The sequence below is a fragment of the Stenotrophomonas sp. Steno-Z10-HUANG genome, from assembly GCF_056393075.1.
This window is the reverse complement of the sequence record NZ_JBWJPA010000004.1, coordinates 262,972-280,583: the sequence shown is the minus strand read 5'-3', so window position 1 is coordinate 280,583 and position 17,612 is coordinate 262,972. Positions and strand designations below refer to the sequence as shown.

The 17,612-nt window shown below is 61.1% G+C and carries 21 protein-coding genes; 2 read left to right on the top strand and 19 right to left on the bottom strand.

The window, feature by feature from the left end; all coding sequences use genetic code 11:
* Window positions 1–20 precede the first annotated feature (20 nt).
* The 10 genes from AC06E6_RS08140 to AC06E6_RS08095 all read right to left on the bottom strand — a co-directional run bounded on the left by AC06E6_RS08140 (window position 21) and on the right by AC06E6_RS08095 (window position 6,401).
* Window positions 21–281: a hypothetical protein gene (locus AC06E6_RS08140; RefSeq protein WP_478060888.1), complete on the bottom strand. Its 261-nt coding sequence runs from the start codon at window positions 279–281 to the stop codon at window positions 21–23.
* Between the two features lie 259 nt (window positions 282–540).
* Entirely contained in the window at window positions 541–1,020 is a 480-nt protein-coding gene (locus tag AC06E6_RS08135) for a JAB domain-containing protein (protein WP_478060886.1), read from the bottom strand.
* Window positions 1,021–1,231: 211 nt separating this feature from the next.
* Complete coding sequence (locus AC06E6_RS08130; protein ID WP_478060884.1) at window positions 1,232–1,507, bottom strand: hypothetical protein; 276 nt, start codon at window positions 1,505–1,507, stop codon at window positions 1,232–1,234.
* Window positions 1,504–2,010 carry a hypothetical protein gene (locus tag AC06E6_RS08125; RefSeq protein ID WP_478060882.1) on the bottom strand — a complete coding sequence of 169 codons (507 nt, stop codon included), beginning with the start codon at window positions 2,008–2,010 and terminating at the stop codon, window positions 1,504–1,506. Before AC06E6_RS08125 ends, AC06E6_RS08130 begins: the two co-directional genes overlap by 4 nt.
* Complete coding sequence (locus tag AC06E6_RS08120) at window positions 2,007–2,393, bottom strand: hypothetical protein (RefSeq protein ID WP_478060880.1); 387 nt, start codon at window positions 2,391–2,393, stop codon at window positions 2,007–2,009. Before AC06E6_RS08120 ends, AC06E6_RS08125 begins: the two co-directional genes overlap by 4 nt.
* The gene (locus AC06E6_RS08115) at window positions 2,390–2,680 is read right to left on the bottom strand and encodes a hypothetical protein (protein WP_478060878.1); all 291 of its coding nucleotides are present in this window, start codon (window positions 2,678–2,680) and stop codon (window positions 2,390–2,392) included. Before AC06E6_RS08115 ends, AC06E6_RS08120 begins: the two co-directional genes overlap by 4 nt.
* A 692-nt stretch (window positions 2,681–3,372) precedes the next feature.
* A complete protein-coding gene (locus AC06E6_RS08110) occupies window positions 3,373–4,167 on the bottom strand; it encodes an outer membrane lipoprotein (protein ID WP_478060877.1) in 795 nt (264 codons plus the stop codon).
* A gap of 30 nt (window positions 4,168–4,197) precedes the next feature.
* On the bottom strand, window positions 4,198–5,034 hold the full coding sequence (locus AC06E6_RS08105) for a hypothetical protein (RefSeq protein ID WP_478060875.1): 837 nt from the start codon (window positions 5,032–5,034) through the stop codon (window positions 4,198–4,200).
* Between the two features lie 65 nt (window positions 5,035–5,099).
* Window positions 5,100–6,125, bottom strand: coding sequence for an ArdC family protein (locus AC06E6_RS08100; RefSeq protein WP_478060873.1), 1,026 nt, complete (start codon window positions 6,123–6,125; stop codon window positions 5,100–5,102).
* Window positions 6,126–6,185: 60 nt separating this feature from the next.
* Window positions 6,186–6,401, bottom strand: a complete 216-nt coding sequence (locus AC06E6_RS08095) for a hypothetical protein (RefSeq protein WP_478060872.1) — start codon at window positions 6,399–6,401, stop codon at window positions 6,186–6,188.
* A gap of 153 nt (window positions 6,402–6,554) precedes the next feature.
* On the opposite strand from AC06E6_RS08095, the gene AC06E6_RS08090 reads away from it, so the two are divergent.
* Together AC06E6_RS08090 and AC06E6_RS08085 are read left to right on the top strand one after the other, a co-directional pair.
* On the top strand, window positions 6,555–7,259 hold the full coding sequence (locus AC06E6_RS08090; RefSeq protein ID WP_478060870.1) for a YaaW family protein: 705 nt from the start codon (window positions 6,555–6,557) through the stop codon (window positions 7,257–7,259).
* Between the two features lie 209 nt (window positions 7,260–7,468).
* A complete protein-coding gene (locus AC06E6_RS08085) occupies window positions 7,469–8,215 on the top strand; it encodes a hypothetical protein (protein ID WP_478060868.1) in 747 nt (248 codons plus the stop codon).
* Window positions 8,216–8,258: 43 nt separating this feature from the next.
* On the opposite strand, the gene AC06E6_RS08080 is transcribed toward AC06E6_RS08085, so the two are convergent.
* The 9 genes from AC06E6_RS08080 to AC06E6_RS08040 form a co-directional block, all read right to left on the bottom strand.
* The gene (locus AC06E6_RS08080) at window positions 8,259–9,368 is read right to left on the bottom strand and encodes an ankyrin repeat domain-containing protein (protein WP_478060866.1); all 1,110 of its coding nucleotides are present in this window, start codon (window positions 9,366–9,368) and stop codon (window positions 8,259–8,261) included.
* Window positions 9,365–11,047, bottom strand: coding sequence for a DNA primase family protein (locus tag AC06E6_RS08075; protein ID WP_478060864.1), 1,683 nt, complete (start codon window positions 11,045–11,047; stop codon window positions 9,365–9,367). The genes AC06E6_RS08080 and AC06E6_RS08075 overlap by 4 nt, the downstream gene beginning before the upstream one ends.
* A 50-nt stretch (window positions 11,048–11,097) precedes the next feature.
* Window positions 11,098–11,280 carry a hypothetical protein gene (locus AC06E6_RS08070; RefSeq protein WP_161613945.1) on the bottom strand — a complete coding sequence of 61 codons (183 nt, stop codon included), beginning with the start codon at window positions 11,278–11,280 and terminating at the stop codon, window positions 11,098–11,100.
* A 448-nt stretch (window positions 11,281–11,728) separates the two neighbouring features.
* Window positions 11,729–12,460, bottom strand: coding sequence for an N-6 DNA methylase (locus AC06E6_RS08065; protein WP_478060861.1), 732 nt, complete (start codon window positions 12,458–12,460; stop codon window positions 11,729–11,731).
* 4 nt (window positions 12,461–12,464) lie between these two features.
* Window positions 12,465–13,373: a hypothetical protein gene (locus tag AC06E6_RS08060; RefSeq protein WP_478060859.1), complete on the bottom strand. Its 909-nt coding sequence runs from the start codon at window positions 13,371–13,373 to the stop codon at window positions 12,465–12,467.
* Window positions 13,366–14,019, bottom strand: a complete 654-nt coding sequence (locus AC06E6_RS08055) for a DNA N-6-adenine-methyltransferase (RefSeq protein ID WP_478060857.1) — start codon at window positions 14,017–14,019, stop codon at window positions 13,366–13,368. Before AC06E6_RS08055 ends, AC06E6_RS08060 begins: the two co-directional genes overlap by 8 nt.
* A gap of 171 nt (window positions 14,020–14,190) precedes the next feature.
* On the bottom strand, window positions 14,191–14,697 hold the full coding sequence (locus tag AC06E6_RS08050; protein ID WP_478060855.1) for a hypothetical protein: 507 nt from the start codon (window positions 14,695–14,697) through the stop codon (window positions 14,191–14,193).
* 68 nt (window positions 14,698–14,765) lie between these two features.
* Window positions 14,766–15,545, bottom strand: a complete 780-nt coding sequence (locus tag AC06E6_RS08045; RefSeq protein WP_478060853.1) for a nucleotide-binding protein — start codon at window positions 15,543–15,545, stop codon at window positions 14,766–14,768.
* Window positions 15,535–17,448: an integrase gene (locus AC06E6_RS08040; protein ID WP_478060851.1), complete on the bottom strand. Its 1,914-nt coding sequence runs from the start codon at window positions 17,446–17,448 to the stop codon at window positions 15,535–15,537. The genes AC06E6_RS08045 and AC06E6_RS08040 overlap by 11 nt, the downstream gene beginning before the upstream one ends.
* Window positions 17,449–17,612 lie beyond the last annotated feature (164 nt).

Sequence of the window (17,612 nt, the reverse complement as noted above, 5' to 3'; positions counted from 1 at the left end):
TTGAATCCGCAATAAAAGGCTCAGGCCTCGGCCAGGACGTTGAACAGAATCTCGTCGTCCTCGCCATAAACCGGTTGGGGGGCCAGGCCGTAGGGGCTGGTGATCCAGAACGGGGCTTTCGAGAAGTCGAACCGCTTCTCCTCGTCCTCGTCGGCCCAATCGGCTTGGTCCGCAAGAATGTTTTCCCGGGAATTCAGATAGACCCCACACACCATTTCAATGGAGCCTTCAGCGGTGGCGGCTTGAAGGGCTTCGGCGGGGGTATAGGGTTTGATGTTCATGTTGATCTTCCTTTTTTGCGTTTGGTTAGCGGGTTGCCCTCCACACCTTCAAGGTAGATCGCCACATGAAAATGTCCATGGCTGCAATGGATCTTTTCAAGACTAAAATCAAATACTGCGTGATTTCACGCAAATATTCCTAACATCGAATGCGTGCCGAAGGCGACGCTGTCTTTCTTCCATCGAGGGTTTTTCAGATCGCCGGTCGCGCAGCGGCCGGTGGCGGCGACAGGCCTTTCCTGAGTGAGAAAGGGGGTGGTCACACCCACCCCCGTGCAGCCATCGACACGTGCGAGGTTCCCGCAACCACCAGGTGGTCCAGCACTCGAACGTCCAGCAGTGCCAGTGACTGCTTCAGGCGGGCCGTCAGGGCGCGGTCGGCCGCGCTGGGCTCCGGGTTTCCGCTGGGATGGTTGTGAAAGAAGATGACCGCCGCGGCGTTGTGGTCCAAGGCCTGCTTGGCCACGATGCGGGGGTGAACTTCGCACCCGTCGATGGTGCCCTGGAAGAGATGCTCGGTGGCGATGATGCGGTGGCGGGTGTCCAGGAAGACCACGCCGAACACCTCGTGCGGCAGGCCGGCGCAGCGGGCCTTGAGGAAGTCGGCGGCGTCGCTGGGGTCGGTGATGGCGCCCTGGCGCTGCAGGCGGCGTTCGAGGATTTGCGAGGCGGCCAGGAGGATGCCCTCCTCGTCCATCGTCAGCTGATATTGGGCCCGGATGTCGTTCGCTCGCTTCATCTGCTTTCTCCACCGGCGCGGGATGCGCCTCGTGGGAACCGATGGGCGAAGCGATCAGCAACTCCCGCACCCGGGAGCGAGCACCGCCAGGCGCGCAGCGAAGGGCCGGAACACCGTGGAGGAGGCCTGCCCTTGCGGGAGGGGCAAGCGGAGCCAAGATTCCCAGTGAAGAGGCCACTGCCCGGTGCATACTTGAAGTGAACGGCTGGCTTCAGCGACCGAAAAATAGAGTGAGGACCAGTAGGGCCGCCATGAAGAAGACGAAATAGCGCAGCCCAATGACGGTGAGAATAAGCAGAAAATAAAGCACCTCCTGCACAACGCCACCGCGATTGAACCAGCCCGGTGCATTTTCAGCGCCCCGAGCCAGACGATTCTTCCGCCAACGCTCCTTATCAAGGTTGCGCTGCTGCTCGTCGAATGTCCTTTGAAGCGAAGGGCTTCGGCGTGCGTTCCACCAGGACGCGGCGCTACGAATGAGGTTCATGGGGAGCTCCCAGGCAACCCATAGGGATCGTCCGCCACCGCTTCCCACAAGGCCTCATAGGCAGCTCGGGCTTCCGGCCCCAAGCGAGCCATGTCCGCCGTCATCGCGGCCAGGCGACGTTGAACTCGACCCCGCGCAAGCATGTCGGCGGGGAGATCCCCGGCCTCGACCAGGACGTGGCAATCGGCTTTGATGGTGTGAACAGGGACCCTCAATCGCTCGGCCAGGGACTGGACCGACTCCCCCGCGAGCACGCCCTTCTTGACCTCCATTCGGCGAGCCTTGGTCATCGCCCTCACCCTTTCGGTGCCCGATTCGGGCTTGAGCCCGAGCGCCTTCAGATCGGAATGAATGGTGGTGTCCGTGAAGCTGTAGCCCAGTTCCATGGCGAGCGCGTGCGATGCCTCAATGGCCGTCATCCCGTGACGGAATACCTTGGCCAACGTTTGGCGTCGCAGTGCTCGCATGTCCTCCCGCGCCACGTGGTAAGCAGACAGGCTCATGCGCTCATCCCCAGGGTCTGCGAGGACAAGGCGCGCTCCCGTTGGGTGACCGGATTCCAGGCGCGGTGTTCCTCCAGGTAGTGCTGGAGGCCAGCGTCGCCAACGCACCCATCGCTGCTCACCAAGGGCACCGGCCGGTCATGTAGACCATCCCGCTGCTGGGCGTAGGCCACCTGCTCCGGCTCGCCGTAAGCCATCCGGTGGGCGTCCAGCAGTCGGTCGATGGGGTCCACGTCCCGGCGGTTGACCAGCGATTCCGTGTAGAGGGCCTGGAGCAGCAGGTCGCGTTTCCCGTCGGGCAGGAAGAGGAGATCCGCAGGGTCGCGCACGTCGATCGGGCCGGGGCGGAGATGGCCGTGGGAGGTTGGGCGCTTGGGATTCATGGTTTTTCCCAGTAACCGGCGATCCACAAAATTGCGGCCACCCATAGCCCAATGGCGGCTAATGTCACCAATACGCCAATGAAGAATCCGTGCCACCAGTTGACCTGAAGCTCGTGCTCGGTGGCTCCCATTTGTCTCTTCGCCTGAATCTCCATCTGTTCAAGCCTCAGACGAAGTGAAAACAACTCGAACAACTCCTTGTCCCGTTTCGTTAGGCAGCTTTCATGTGTGGAGGCGTCCATCAGTAGGTGTCCCGATGGGATGCGCTCTGGACTGTTCCATTCCACGGACCATCTTCTGCATTGTTATTCGAACAGCCACCCCACCCACAAGCCACGTAAGGACGAGTAAACCCGTATGAAATGGGGGGCGGATTGCTGTTCAAGCAACCACCGCCACCGCAAGCCGTTCGAGGAATAGGCTTTTGGCGCGGAACCATCGGGATCGGAACCACCCGGGTCTTGCTGCCCTTCCCCACCAGGAACACCTGATCCCCCTGGCGCACGTCCACGTCGGCGTCCTGGACGACCACGACGGACAGCAGCAGTGCCCACCACCAGGCCAGGACGCAAACCCCGAAATAGAAGCCCACCACGTTCAAGCCAGCCCGCCGGCTGGGCCAGGCGTCAGCGGCCGCGCGAAACCTGCGGCCCGTCCACGTGGGCAGGAGGAAGGCGGTGCATGCCAGCACTGCCAGCCAGCCCGCGAACGCGACCGTGGTCCAAAGGGCGAACCACACGGCGGTCCAGTCCGGGCCCATCACTTGCCGCCGGTGCGGGCGCACCATTGCCGCGCGACGGGACGCAAATGGCAGTTGGTCATACCGGTGCGGCTGACCCCCCAGCCTCGAGCCTCACGCAGCCGGTCGATTTCCGCCTTTGCATCGTCTGACAAGCCCGCATCGCCAAGCTCGTCTAGGGGACGACGATCCGCTGGGATGCGGCGCGGAGTGAGCAGACCCTTCAGAAAGGCCCACATGTCAGCGAGCCACGCAACCAATGCGCGTCTGCGTCTCTTCGCCGCACGCGCCAGCTGCTTGCGTGGGGCCGCCAATGCCCGTTGAACCCACGGGCGTGAACTGCGGGTTGCTCATGGGCGGTGCTGCATCCATCGCGTGGATGCGACGTTCGAGCGCGGCGAGTGCCCCGGACGCCTCAATCGCCTCTTGGACGGTCATTCCATCAGCAATCAGCGTTTCGAGCCCTGTTCCCACACGGGTAAGTCGAGGGGCAGGGCAAGCATCGGGGTCCCAGGTCCCTACGCTGGCGTCGCATGGAGCCATGCGGGTGGGGTCCAGAAGCGCTTGGGGAATCACGGGCACCACCCGCGTCTTCTTGCCCTTGCCCACCAGGAACACGCGATCGCCTTGGCGCACCATCACGTCCGCCTCCTGGACGACGACCAGCACCCGGCCTCGCTTGTCGCTGAAATCGCGCACGTAGATTTCCAGCCCGCGCTTGCCGGTCATGGCGTTGTGGACCGCGGTGCCCGCCACCCCACCAATGACCGTGCCGGCCACCTGGGCCGCCCGGCGCTGGTCGCCCTTGACCTGGCGCGACACGCCGTAGCCCACGGCCCCACCGATGGCCGAACCGGCGTTGACCTTCTTGTCGCTCTTGAGCTCGACGGGTCGCACCATCAACACCTCACCCAATCGGGCGTCCTGGACGGACAGGGCTTCGGAGGTGCCGTAGCGGCGCGAGGAGGTGTTGTCGGCGGCGAAGGCCGAGGGGACGAGTGCGGCCAGGGCGATGGCGAGAACGATGGGTTTCAAGGGACACCTCCAATTCGTGAGTAGGTATCCCTATGCATAACTCGAATTGGTGGATCCGCAAGGGGTCAAACTTGCACGTGAACGTTTAACTTTAATAACTGGGTTGATCTTCAAGTTCTTTCGCCGGCAGTAGTCAGAGAGCCCCTGCCTGCTCACGCCAAGGTGCCTCGCAATCTTGCCGAGTGAGTGCCCTTCGTCGATCAGATCTTGCACGCGCTCCGGACCGCAGAGGCTTGGCAAGACCCCACGCAATTCTTCTGGGATTGGTTGCGATGGGCGGGGACGCTTCCAGCCGAGCTTATCCGCCGCATACCGCAGTCGCCCGACATGGACCCCGAGATGGCATGCCATCTCCTTGAAGGACTTTCCTTGAGCAACCCACGCGTCCAGATCAGCCACGCTGATGTCAATTGGCTTCTTGAAGCACCTCGTGAACGACATTGTCATTCTCTTATCATCCGCGATCGATTCAACAGCGACCTCAAGCACTTCTGCAATTGCACTTGCGCTTAGCCCTTGAGCCACCAAGGCTGGAACAATCGCCCTTCTGCGGGCCAGGACATCCGGCGGTGAGCGATAACGGACTTGCAGCCCAAGCTTTCTCCGCCGCCATGAAACGTAGGAACTCGATAGGCCAAACTCCAATTCAATCGAACGATTACTAACACCTTGCTTCAACCGCTCATCCACCTTCCGCTTTGTCTCGATCGATTTTCTGTTGATGGACCCGCTGGCCGGAACGCCCATGAACTTGAGGTCTGTATAGATCGAGAACAGTGATCTATCAAACAACTGCGCTATTTCCCTAACTGACATTCCTTCTCCCACCAAGCGAACGACTTCCTTTCTGCGCTGCTCAATGTTCATGCAACCTCCCATTACTGCTTGACCTCACTTACTCATAATGGAGAATTGCAAACACGCAAGGGGAGTCAGGCCACCATCACGTGTTCCCGCTGCTTGGTCTTCGCATGCCCCCAGGCGCAGGACTTTTCGACGCTAGGTTTTTCAAGCTCCTGCTGGGTGGCCGCCACCGGCTGCCGTTCCTGTTCCACCTTCGGCAGTGGTTCGTGGACGAGCTCGGGGACCCTCAGAAACTCCACCACCCGCTCGGCCGCTGCCGCGGCTCGAAAGAGTTCGCGGGGGTCATTGCGGAGGATCTGAATCCAGTGCTGGATGTAAGCCGCGTGCTGAGTGGGGTCGTGGCCGATGCCCAAGCGTTCGCCCATCAGCATGGACGACACTTCGGCCACCAGTTCTTCCTTCGCGTAGTCCACGGAGCCGAAGCCGCCCGTCATCGGGCGATTCAAGCGGGAGGGGAAGCCGGTCCAGTGGCCCAGTTCGTGGAGGGCGGTGGCGTAGTAGCCGCTGGCCGAGTGGAAGGTGCTGCGCTCGGGCAGGTGGATGCTATCGGTCATCGGGCGGTAGAACGCCTGGTTGCCCCCGTCGTGGCTGATCTTGGCCCCACTGTCTTGGATGACCTTCTCGCAGGCCTGGTGGATCTCCGGTTCTGGCCGCTGCGCCGTCAGCGCCAACTCCGGCAATCCGTCGATCTGGGATGCGTTGAAAACTCTGGGGAAGAACACCTTCGGGTGCGCCTTCGCGATGAGTTCCGGGTCCCCGCTCCTTTTCGCTTCTTCGACCGGTGACCAGTCCCAGAATTCGATGACGCTGGCCTTCTCGCCCTTGCGGACTTGGGCACCAACCGCCGCGGCTTGCTTGTAGGTCATCCAACGGTTGTCCTTCAGGTCCCAGGCGTTCTGCAAGGCCCAGAGGTGCAGCAGGTTGCCGCCCTTGTAGGTCTTGCCGGTCGTGGGGTTCATCGGGAGCCCCAGGTCCATGCGGGCGTCCCACGGCTGGACGAAGGGACCGGTTCCCTCCTCCATCTGGCGGATCAGGCGTTCGACGACATCGCGCGAGTGGCGCTGAAGGAAGCTTTCGTTGGTTGAATCGGACACGACAGGGATCTCCTGGGAAGAAGACGCACCCTGTCGGCGGTGCGGATGGTGGTGGGTGGGTTAATCGTGGAGGGTGACGGCTCGGCCTTGTTCCAACGCGCTCTCCAGCAATGCCATCGCTCGGTCGATGGTCAGCCGCGTGTCGGGGTCCCCATCGTCGTCCTGGAGCTGGAGGCGGATGCCGCCGGGGGTCTTGAGGACCACGAAACGGGGGGACGCCGCCAGAGCGTCCTGGCGATCGAGAGCGGGTTCGTGGAGGGCGTCGGAAAAGTCCATGGCTTCAGCATGCGACGGCGTCAGGATTTAGCAAGTCCCATACCGGTTCCTCACCAGCTTACGGGGTTTCGCTAGAATTGAGACGGGGATCGTGCAGGCTCATGCTTCTGCACCACGCTGGACTACATTTTTTACCGGTCAAAGGGGGATCACATGGATTTGGTTGTGCCACGCGATCGGGAACTCACCGACTTGCTTTCAAAAGCCTCGTCTGAGGACCTGAATGTTTTGGCTGACCTCATCACGGATGGCGGTAAGGGACGGCTCGCGCTGGACAGCTCGGTAAAGGTGATCATCCTGAAGCGAAAAGAGCTAGGCGACCTGCAGTCGATAGCTGACGTCCTCGAATCTGAAATTCGCGCATTTGGGGGCAATACGCTGGCCAACCTCTTTCGCTCAGAGAAGGTTAGCTACAAAGAAATTTCAATGGATGTCGCTAAAGAGCTTGGTGGAAAGCCAACCCAGGACCACGATATCTTCGGTGTAGAAGATATAGCTATCGAAGGCGCGGTATTGAAGTTTGAAGGCAAGTCACCCGACCTTTCAGACATGATTCCTAGCGTATTGACTGCGAAGTTAGGCCCAATCGTCAGCTCTCTGGTCGTTGCCTCTGGGAGCCTGGTGGGATCCACAGCTACGGCGGGTGCTACTGGGGTAGCAGGATTCATAGGAGGCAGAGCAGCATCACTGGTTGCTCCCCCACTCGCAGTGATTGCCGCAGGAACAGCGCTCTATCAGGCCTCTTCTCCTGCAACGAGAATTACTATGCCGGCCGTTCTTCAAATCGCGAAGATCCGACGCATCCGTTTTGAGGCCGATTTGGCCAACTACCACAAGGCACTAGAAGCATGCATGTAAGTCCAGACTCCCTCGTGCGTTCGCTACCCGAACTACCTGACATTCTTGCCAAGCTTGCAGATGGAGCCTACACGCTTCACGGTGGTGTCGTTCGGCATGCTGCAGGAACGGGTCGAGGTGGGCAGATTGTTGGTCACCTCCTTTTCCCAGGCGATTCCATGCAGACGCAGCAGCGACTTCAGGAGCTGCAGTCAACGATATCCAACGGGATGAACACACTGCAGAGCGGCATGGAAGGCCTTCAGCAGAGCATGAATGTTCTTCAGGGCCTTCAAACCGCCAATTTGGTGATGACAGGACTGAATCTAGCTGTCACGACAGCCGGCTTCGTCATCGTGTGCAAGAAGCTCAACAAGATCAGCGCGCAGATTGAGGCGCAGTCTGAAGGGATCGCTCGCACGCTACACGTCGTTGGACAAATTCATGAAAGAAGCCTGCTGAACGATGAAGCCAGGTTTCGGTCTTTGATCCTTTCTACACAACAGTTCTGCGAACAAGGAGATGTGGCTTATCTCAAATCGCTGATACCCCAGTTCCATCAGGAATATCAGTTCACCAAGCTGGTGCTTGAACGCAATGCCCTGATCGGAGCAAGTAATCTTGACAACTTCAATGAGCTTGAGCTTCTTCAGAGCCGCCTCATTAATCTTGGGCTAGGATTGACTCATGTTCAAATGAAGACTGGAGCACCAGCCTTTGGCAGGGCAACACTGATTGAGCTTTCCAGCGACATCAGCTCCCTCAACGCCAAGCGAATTGAAGCCATGCGCAGCGTCGATGTAGCGACTCGAATGAAGCAAGCGCAATTGACAAAGATTTCCGACTTCTTGAAATCCGGACGCGACATGACTCCTGCAATTACATATCAGGCCGATGTCATCGAACTTGACTCTCGTCGTCCGGGCTTGCTGCAACAAGCTCAAGATTCCAGAGAAATCCTGTTGGTCGCTGCCTGATAGCCATTCGCTCGCACGGAGCCCCGGCTGGACATTGCAACCATCACAAGCGCATCCGCTGACGTGGCGCTTGCTGGACAGCCGCTGGCTGCGCCTGGACCTCCTCACGCGGATTCCAGACCGCACCGCCGATCACCATGGAAGGTGTGTTGGGGGCGCTCGCATGGGGAGCCGCGGATGAGGCCTGGTTCAACCGTTCTTCTAGATGCTTCTGCCGCTCGGTGGCGCGCATCTCGTGGGCCCGATGGTGGACCACAGCCTCTTCCACGCCCGCCTTCGTCATGACCGCCCGATCGCTGTCGTTCGGCTCGTAGCCTTGGTTCAACAGAAAGGCCGCGATGTCCATGCCTTGCTGGCCCTTGAGCACACCCACCGCACTGGCGAAGGGTGAGTGAGAGGCGTCCAACGGGGAACCGTGGGCGACGAGCAGTTTGGCCATGTCCAGCGTGCCGGCGTAGTTGAGTGGGATCAGAGCGGTGGCCGAATGGAGCACGTCCCCGGTGGGAAGCAGGTTCTTCAGCGTTTCCGTGGTTCGATCCTTGGCGCCCACGTCGGCCCCTGCGGCCAGCAAGCGTTCGGCGCACCCCAGGTGGTCGGGGCGGTTGGGCGTTGAGCAGCTCGTTCCAGCTTGAACGGCAAGGTGAAGCGCCGTCGTGCCGCTGAACTGGGTCTCCACTGTCACGCCGATATCGAGCTTCAGATAGCCCAGCTTCTTGCCGGACTCGCTCCTGCTGGTGACGTGGTCGATTCGGGCGTTCACGTCGGCGCCGACGTCGATCAAGGCCTCCAGTGCATCTTTTGACCCGTAGAGCGCGGCTTGGCACAGCGGGGTCCGCCCTTCGAAGGCTGGACGCTCCAGCTCTGCCCCTGCCTTCACCAAGGTGCGCACCACTTCGGGATGGTTGAACCGCGCGGCATAGTGAAGTGGCGTGTTGTTCGTCTTGTCGACCGCGTCCAGTGGGGCGCCGGCCTCGAGGAGCAAGGCGCACACGGCCGGATGACCTCCTTGGGCGGCTTCGTGTAGCGGGGTGAACTTGTCTGCGTCAGCGAAGGCGGGGTCGGCGCCCGCTGCCAGCAGCCGGCGGCATTCGTCGAGGTTCCCCAGGTTGGCGGCTACGGCCAGGCGGGCTTGAAGGTCAGGATTGGGGTTCATACAGGCGTCTCCAGGTCGGCTAGGTCCCGCAGCGGCTTGATGCCAGCAATCCGAATCTCGGCCACACGTGGTTTCTTGCCCCCATGGGAGATCTGGTAGATGCCGGCCTCCGGGAACTTCTCGCGAACGCGCTTCCAGAAGTCCTCGGCGTTGACGGGCTTCTTGCCCAGCTCCTCCAACACGTATTGGCGGTAGTCGGCGTAGATGGCGGTCTTGTCGGTGCAGACACCGCTGTCGTAGGCCGCATCCCGGTCAGCCATGTAGGCCATCGTGGTGTCCGACTCCATCCGGTTCTGCTCAGCCAGCGCCAGCACGGCGTCGGGCAGCTTCTCGGAAAACCCGCCCCGCTCCATGAGGCGCAGCGCGCCTTCCAGCACCCAGTCCAGCACCTGGGCCATCTCCTCCTCGCTTTCGGTGATCTGGAGGTGGAAGTCAGGCTCACGCTTCTTTCCATTTCCACCCTTCGCACACTCATGGGCCTTCTCACCCATCCGAACGTTGAAGGGGATGGCCAGAACCTTTCGCCAGAACCCGTGCTCGTGCCCTGACACCGTGAACCAGGAGTTGACGCTGGCGAACAGGGTTCCGATCGGGAGCGTGGTGTAGGCGTCCTTGCGCTTGGCCTCGACCTGGATGGGGTCACGCGAAATGAGCGCTTTCAGCACTTCCTGGATAGAAGCGGCCAGGACCTTTGGCGTCTCCGTGACGATGTAGGCGCTTTTGCCCACCAACGGGGCCATGGCGAAAGTGCCGTCCAGCTTCTCCAGGCGAAGCGACACGTTTCGGGGATGAAGGGCGCGCAGGATGTGAAGGAACGTGGACTTGCCATTGCTGCCCGACCCAACCAGGAAGAACGCTTTCTCAAAGCAGATCGACATCAGCGAGCTGGCCACCGCCTCCTGAAGGAGCGCACGCACCTCCAGGTCAGGCTGGAAGAGATCCAGGTATTGACCGAACTTCGAATTGGGGTTCAACGGCATGGGGGTGTAGTAGCCATCGCCGTCAACCTGATCCATCCGCAGCTTGGCCGGAACTTGGTAAGTGATGCCATAGTCCTTGTTCGGCGCAAGCACCCGGATTCGCGCCCGGGAGGGAGCCACGTCTTCCGGAAACAAGATGGCCTGCCTCAGCCCCAAGCTCTGACCGTAGGTGGGTGAGAAGACGTCTTGATCGACCACCACTTCACCACCATCTGCCGCCTCAGCGCGGCTCGGTTCGTCCGGCTTGACGATCTCAAGGTAGCCACCCTTGAGGGGAACGATGGCCCGGCGATCGGACTTCTTGGGCAGCCAGCTTTTCCGATCCCCCATCAACTCCAGCACGGCGGTGTTGATGCAACTGGTGGCGTGACCTGCGTTCGCCTTGTCCTTGCGCTCCAATCGAAGCCAGGAAAGCGCCTTGGCGGCCATGTCTTTCTCGGAGCACCGATCCCAGTAGCCTTGCTCGGGCAGCCAACGAAAGAAGCTGCAATCGTCGTCGCCATCCGGCAGCTTGCCGCCGATCGCATACTCTTCCGTGGCTTTCAGGTGGTCGGCGAAATCGGCCTCAAACGCTTGGTCACTCAAGGTTGCTTTGGGCGCTGGCGCGCCAAAGGCCGCCTTGGGCGCCGCATTTCCCCGGAAGGAAAGAATGTTGGTGGGGCGTCCATTGACACCCGAAGTTGGTGTTGTATCGTTCATGTGTGTGTTGTCCCTTTCAAACCCCGGTTGCCGCCGGGGTTTTTTATTGGTTACGCGGCCTGCTGGACGCGACTCATCCATTCCACCAGCGCTTGGCGCATGGCTTCTGATGGCGTTTTGCCCTGGGAATCAGCCGCCGCTTGTAGCCGCTGCTTGAACGCCCGGCTTACCCGAGCCTTCAACAATTCGTCTCGCGGTTGAGTCGCCTTCTTCGATGTCTGGATGTTCGTCATTGCTCGTGTCCTGGATTATGTGGCCTCGTTGTGGCCACAACTCCATCCAAACAGAGCTCACGAACTTGTCCAGACCGATCTTTTGACTAAAACCAATTTCTGCTGCCTCAACAGCATTTTTTTCAAATGCGTGAGGTAGTTCGCGCTTTCAGCCCAGGGTGTAACAGGTGCTTGTTACACCCCCTGTTACCGCTGAAACCCTTACCAGACAAGGCTTGTCACGGGTGTAACAGGTGTAACAAGTGGATCCATCAATCTGAAAAACTAGACGACATTTGACGCCAGTCTCTCCAATGCACTGGGAAGTAATACCCCCCTACCCGTTACACCCGTTACAAGCACTGCCACAACTGCAAAGCCATTGAATCAACTGGAGATTGCTCCGTAACAAGCACCCGTGACGGGTGTAACAGGTGCTTGTTACTGCTAAAACAGAGACCACGCTTGACTAAACATCAATCAAACTCATCCGGCGCGACAACTCCACCATCGTTCCTTTCCACCGGTTGGTGACGTAACCCAGCTTCCGTGGCCCTGCCAGAGTATTTCCCACCCAGAGATCGACGTGCTTGAGCGGGGAGTAGTGCAGCACCTGGGCTGCCTGCAGCTGCAAAGCCGTCATCGCCACGCAGAACGGATCCAGATCTATGGCACTCACCTCGATCGTCTCGGTGGGAAATTCTTCCATTCGCGAACGAATCTGACCCAACAGCAACCCACCGGCACCGCATGCAGGCTCGTGAATCCTGATGTGGCGAGGATTTGCAGAATGAGGTTTGAATTGCCGAGAAAGTGCGGCTTGCAATTCCACCAGGTCTGGCGGCGTAAAGAACTGACCAAGTCCGTCGCCGCGTTTGGTGGCCAACAACTCGGCATGCACCCACACCAACACGTCTTCGAATGGTCGGCACTCGATCACCAATTCCGTGTAGGCCCTGATGGCATGAGCCAATGGCTCCACGGGAGGGCTGTGTTCCTTCAACGTTTGGAAACCAAGCGCGGGGCCGTTGAAGGATGCACCCAGCTTGTCGATCACCATCTCATTCCCCGCCTGGATGAAACTCACCAGGGTGTGCTGGACAAACAGCTCCATGGCTTCACGGGCGTTCCAGGGATGGTTCGGCCGCGTAGGAATTCCACGGATCGCCTCGATCAGCCTACTTGCCATCTTGGAAGACATTTCCTTAGGCGCCATGAGAGCTCTCCTTCGAAGTCATTTCCGTCATCCACTTCGCAATCACCGTTCCGAACACCGGCTTAGGCTCCAGGTGTTGAGTGATGGCGTCCTTGCACTCCACGTTGACCAGACCAATCGGCCATTCCCACACGAGTTGGTTCATGAGCAACTGAAGGGAGGTCATCGCGGCGCAAAGCGGATCCCGGTCATTGGCCATCACCACCAGATTCCTCAAGGCGTCAGGGCGACTGCCCCCCTTCAAAAGATGGTCTTGGATCTGAGCCAACAGCAGTGTTCCAGCGCCACTCGCGGGGTCCATCACCGTGACCGGCGCCGCGCTGGCTTCCTCCGTCACCTGCATGCCCTCGGGAAGAAATCGCGGAATTGCACTGGCCACGCCCCAGGGCGTGAAGTGCTGACAATCCGACTTCTGCCCCGCCCCCACGACCACATTGAACAGCTCCCCCAGCAGGCATTCGAAGGGTGCGGCGTGCTGCATGGCGGACACGTAGGCATCGGTTGCCTCCCCGTGCCAATCGGCCTGCTTTTCGTTCAGGGCTCCCAGCAAGTCCATGTCCACCCACGGCATCACGGGCAATCCAGAGCTGGCCACGAACTTTTCGAGCTGCCGATGGACAGCCGCCTTTAGTCCGTAGTTGACGAACAAGGTCATCCGCTCGCGGTTGTTGCTGGCGGGGATGGCCCGAATAGCCTTCACCAACCGCTTGTTCGCTGCTCCCTTGCGATGGGCGACCTTCTGCTCCCACTCCTTCTTGAAATCGCGGTTGCACGGGCGAACCGGGACTTTTCCAGGAACCTGCCGCCCGTCCTCGGTATTCGAGAGGTTGCTGACGCGAGCCTCCATGTTCCCAAGCCACTGCAACACGCGCAGGGCACCGTCGGTCTGATTACTCATCGTTGGCACTCTCCTGGTTGGCGTTGGCCACCTTCGTTACCCGCTGGATGGCAAAGAATTTTCCGTGCAGCACACCGCTTGCCTGCGCCCTCTGGAGATTGCGTGCAGCGCGCTGGCCGTAAGCCACGAACACCGACCCGGTCGGCGCCGCCGTGCCAGTGCTTCCATCGGGACGCATGAATTTCAGGCGGCCACGGGTGAGGAGGAGCGCGGTGGTGTTGCGGTGGTTGAGCACGAACTCGTGCATCCAGCCCGGATCCATGTGCGCTGGCACCAGCGCGACGCCGCCACCGGGGTGGTTGGCCAGCTTGGCCATCCACTTGTCCATCCCCTTGCCGTAAGGCGGGTTCAACCACACGAAGGCCCGCGGACACCACGGTGTGGCCAAGCCATCCTCGCTGGGCCGGATCATCCGGCGGGCCGTGCGTGCCGGCAGACGGTAGGGGTCTTCCGGCGTGCAAGGGTCGAGGTCAAACCCCTCAGTGCCACCCAGCGCTTCCACGATGGCCGGAGGGGTATACCAATCGACGGTCGAGTGGTCTTTGTCGCAGGCCTTGTAGCAAGCGGTGGTGAGCCGGGTGGCCCTGGACGCTGAGAGGCGCTTGGGGCGGGCAGCCGGTTTGAATTGAAGAACGTTGGACTGCATGTCGATCTCGCATGTCGTTCCCGATCGGAACGGACGCGAGATTGCGGGTGTGCACCTGTAGAGCAGCCACGCGAAAACGTCCCTTTATCGGGACAATTGTCCCGATAAAGGCTGGGAAGCACTGGTTCGCTTCGCCTGAGCGTTTCCCGTTAAATAGACAGGATGTGAGACTTAACAGGCGGCTTGAACGGCGCCTTCGGCGGCGGCCTGAAGGACGCCCATGGCCCAGTCGTGGAATGGTTGGCGCGCCTCGCTGCTGACCCAGGGGGCATCAAGGGCTTCAAGCACCGTGAGGGCACGCGCTGGCAGTTGGGGATGAAGCGACGCAAACCCCACCAGGCGATCGGCGTGGTTATAGGCCCAGGGGAGGTCCTGCTCCAGGCCTTCAAGGCCACGTTTCTTCAGCGCGGCGACGACGTCCTCGAGGCGTTGCGCCAGGATGTCGGATTGAATGCGTTCGGCACCAGCGCATCGCACCACCGATGACCACCGGTATTGCGCGCCTTGGCGATTGCTTTTCGCTTGCCGGTGCTCCGGGATCAACCCTTCGTTGCGTTGGCGACGTTTCTTCAACGCGTCCTTGGAGATGCCCAGCATGTAGGCCGCTACCCCTGGCCCTACCCATTCGCGCGCGCCCGCTTTCGCCTTGGCCAGCTCTTCTTCTTCAGTGACGGTCATAGTAAGGGGGCCAGGCGCCTTAGGCGGACGGCCAGGCCGTCCACCCATGAGGCCATTGTCGCGAGTGCTCAAAGCCGACCTTTCCCTTTTCCGAATGGCCGGACCCCATTGCCTTCCACCACATTGCCGCTCAACCGCCCTTCCAGATCACTGGCGCGTTGGCGTGACCGCGCCGCCTCGATGGCGTGCTGGGTGCTGGTAAGCACTCCCACGAACGCGTCCTGGTAGGGCTGTCGGCTCTCGGTGTTGATCCACGGCTGGCCCAAGGCATCTTCTACAGTGCCCTCCCACACGTTGCCCTCGGCCAAGGCCTGAGCAAGCGTGGCGTCGTCCACGGCCAGGACATGGCCCGCAATGCGATCCCCAACCAGCGCCCAGTCGTGCAACACCACCGCCACGTCCGAAAGGGTGGCCAGGTTTGAAATGCGGCCCAACTTCTTCTGGAGCTTGGCCAGTTCTTCCTTTGCCTGGCGGAGGGAAAGCTCCAGTTCCAGCTCGCGCACGCGCTGCTGGGCCAGATCCAGCTCGTTCTGCAGGCGGCGTTCTTTCGGTGACTTGCCCAACCGGGCGTTCTGCCACTCCACCAGGTCGCTGTAGAGGTAGCGCACGTGCTGGTTCAGCCCGCCCCCAACCTGTCCTGCACCTTTTTGAAACGGGGGGCCCAGGGGAGGCGAGCGCCGCCGCCATTCGCCAAGCGTGTCGAAGTGGACGCCCAAGAACTTCGCCGCGGCCTTGGTGCTCACCGTGGGAGGCGGCAGGCCAGCCGCAGCCCGTTCCAGCTCCCGGTCTACCGCCGTGGTCTGAAGCGCCAGGTATTGCTCTTCGGTGCGTTGAAGCTCAATCGTCATCCAGCGCGGTGATCTGGTTGCGGGGAGCAAAGATGGTAACCGGTTCATCCCGCGACTCGTCCAGCCGGGGCTTGTCCACCCCCTTGAGCCGGTTCCAGACCCGGGGGCTACTGGCGATCATCAATTCCTCTACCTCGGAAAACGCCTCGCGCAGGCGCTTCCATTCCTGATCGGTGTAGAGCTTGCTCACCTCGGCCATGCCGTGGTCTCCCGGCTGGGACACGTGGTGGTGGAGCATCTGCGAGACCACTCGGCTGTCCCCCAGGTGGAGGCTGGCGTAGCGCCCCAAGGTCCGGCGCAGATCGTGGGGGGTCAGGCCTTGGTCGACTTCGTCCCGAAGGTCTGCCAGGCCGGCATCGCGGCGAACGTTGGCTAGGATCGACTTGCTGTCCGAGTAGTGCCCCGTCTTGCTGCGATTGGAGCGGGCGGGAAACACATACTTCGACCGCTGAACCTCGTGCTCTGCCTTTTCCACGGCCTCCTGGAGCCCCGCGATCACGGCCTTGCTCGCACCGCTCTTGCGCGCCGACTCCAGCAGTTGCCGTGCTGCAGTCAGTTCCTTCTTGGCGGCGGTGTCGTCCAGGCGGGTTTCGAAACGGCGGCGCAGAATCCGCTCGGCGAAATAGCTCACCGGCAGGAATCGGCTCTCCCCTGACTTCGTGTCGCTCATGAACACCTGCGGTCCGGTGCGGCCGGTGTAGGGGTTCACCGCGTCCGCTGCCCCGAGCCAGACCCAGGACACCTCCCGCTGGGACAGCTCGCCCTTGGAGCACCGGTCGAACCAGCGCAACTGCACCGCTTCGCTGCGGCGCGTTCCCCAGAGCAGGGTCAGCAGCAGGTAATCGGAAGCCCCTGCGTTGTGCCCTCCCTGTTCGTCCCGCCGAGCCACGATGGCCTTGAGCACCTTGGGCAAGGTGTCGTCGTTGAGGGGGTTTCGGACCTCCGCTCGTTCGTAGTGCCGACGCAGTTCCCGAGCGCTGCGCACCAGCTTCTTGCTGAAGATGATTGAGAAGGGGTTGAAGGACAGCAGCGGCGCACGCCCCTCAATGCTGGCCAATTCCACTTCCTTGAGCACCACGTGCTTCACGCCCCGGTAGGCGTCGGTGAACGTGTGCTCAGCCGCGGCTACCCCGGCGGCTTTCACCCGCTGGATGTATTTGCCCGTGATGCCCAACGATTCGAGCTTGGCGGTGTCGAGTTCCGCCCAGTCCTCATACTCTGCGAGGACGGCTCGAAGGTGCGGGGGAATGCGGTTGGAGCGGACCATGGCGCTCTTGCGCATGGCGACGTAAGCCGCCTTGATGTCCTTCTCGCGCAGGTCCTTGACGATCCGATCAGCCATGCCCACTTCCGGCCGGGCCAACCGCGCCATGCTGTCCCGGTAAGCCTCGACGCTGTTCGCCTTGACCTGGCCCCGGGCAAGGCGATCTTCCATGTCCGCCAGGTAGGCAGCCATGCACTCGTGGACCGTGATGTTCGCCAGCCGCTCGATGTTCTGGGCCGCTTCCCTGGCCTTGGCTTGGTGGGCCTTCGGGTTCTCGCCGGTGCTCAGCAGGATCGCCACCTGCTGCCGCGCTTTCTCGTGGGCCTCGGCCAGGCCTATGTCCGTCACATTGCCCAAGGCGAAGCGGCGCACCCCGTTGGGGCCGCGCCGGACCATCTCGTAGGTCACCTTCGTCTTGCCCACGTAGAAGCCGAAACCCACCGGGGCGCCCTGGCTGGCGTCCACGATCCGATAGGGCTTGCCCTGGTCGGCCTTGGGACGGGGAACCAACTTGATCCGCCCGCTCCCAACGACCTCCGGCACGACGCTTGTGGAAAGCTGCATCACCTGCGCGTGGGTCAGACTAAACTTGAAGCCCGCTCGGCGGGCACCTGCCTTCGTCGCAACACCGTTGGCCATCGCCGAAACCTCGATCCTTGTCGTCGCAACAGGATTCTGGCCTCAACCGGAACCCGTCGCAACATGATCGCAACAGAAAACCCCGTTACTCGCCGTTTCTGGCCGGTATCGACCGCTACAAACCGAGGCCGATTATTTTGCAAGCCACTGATACCAATGAAACA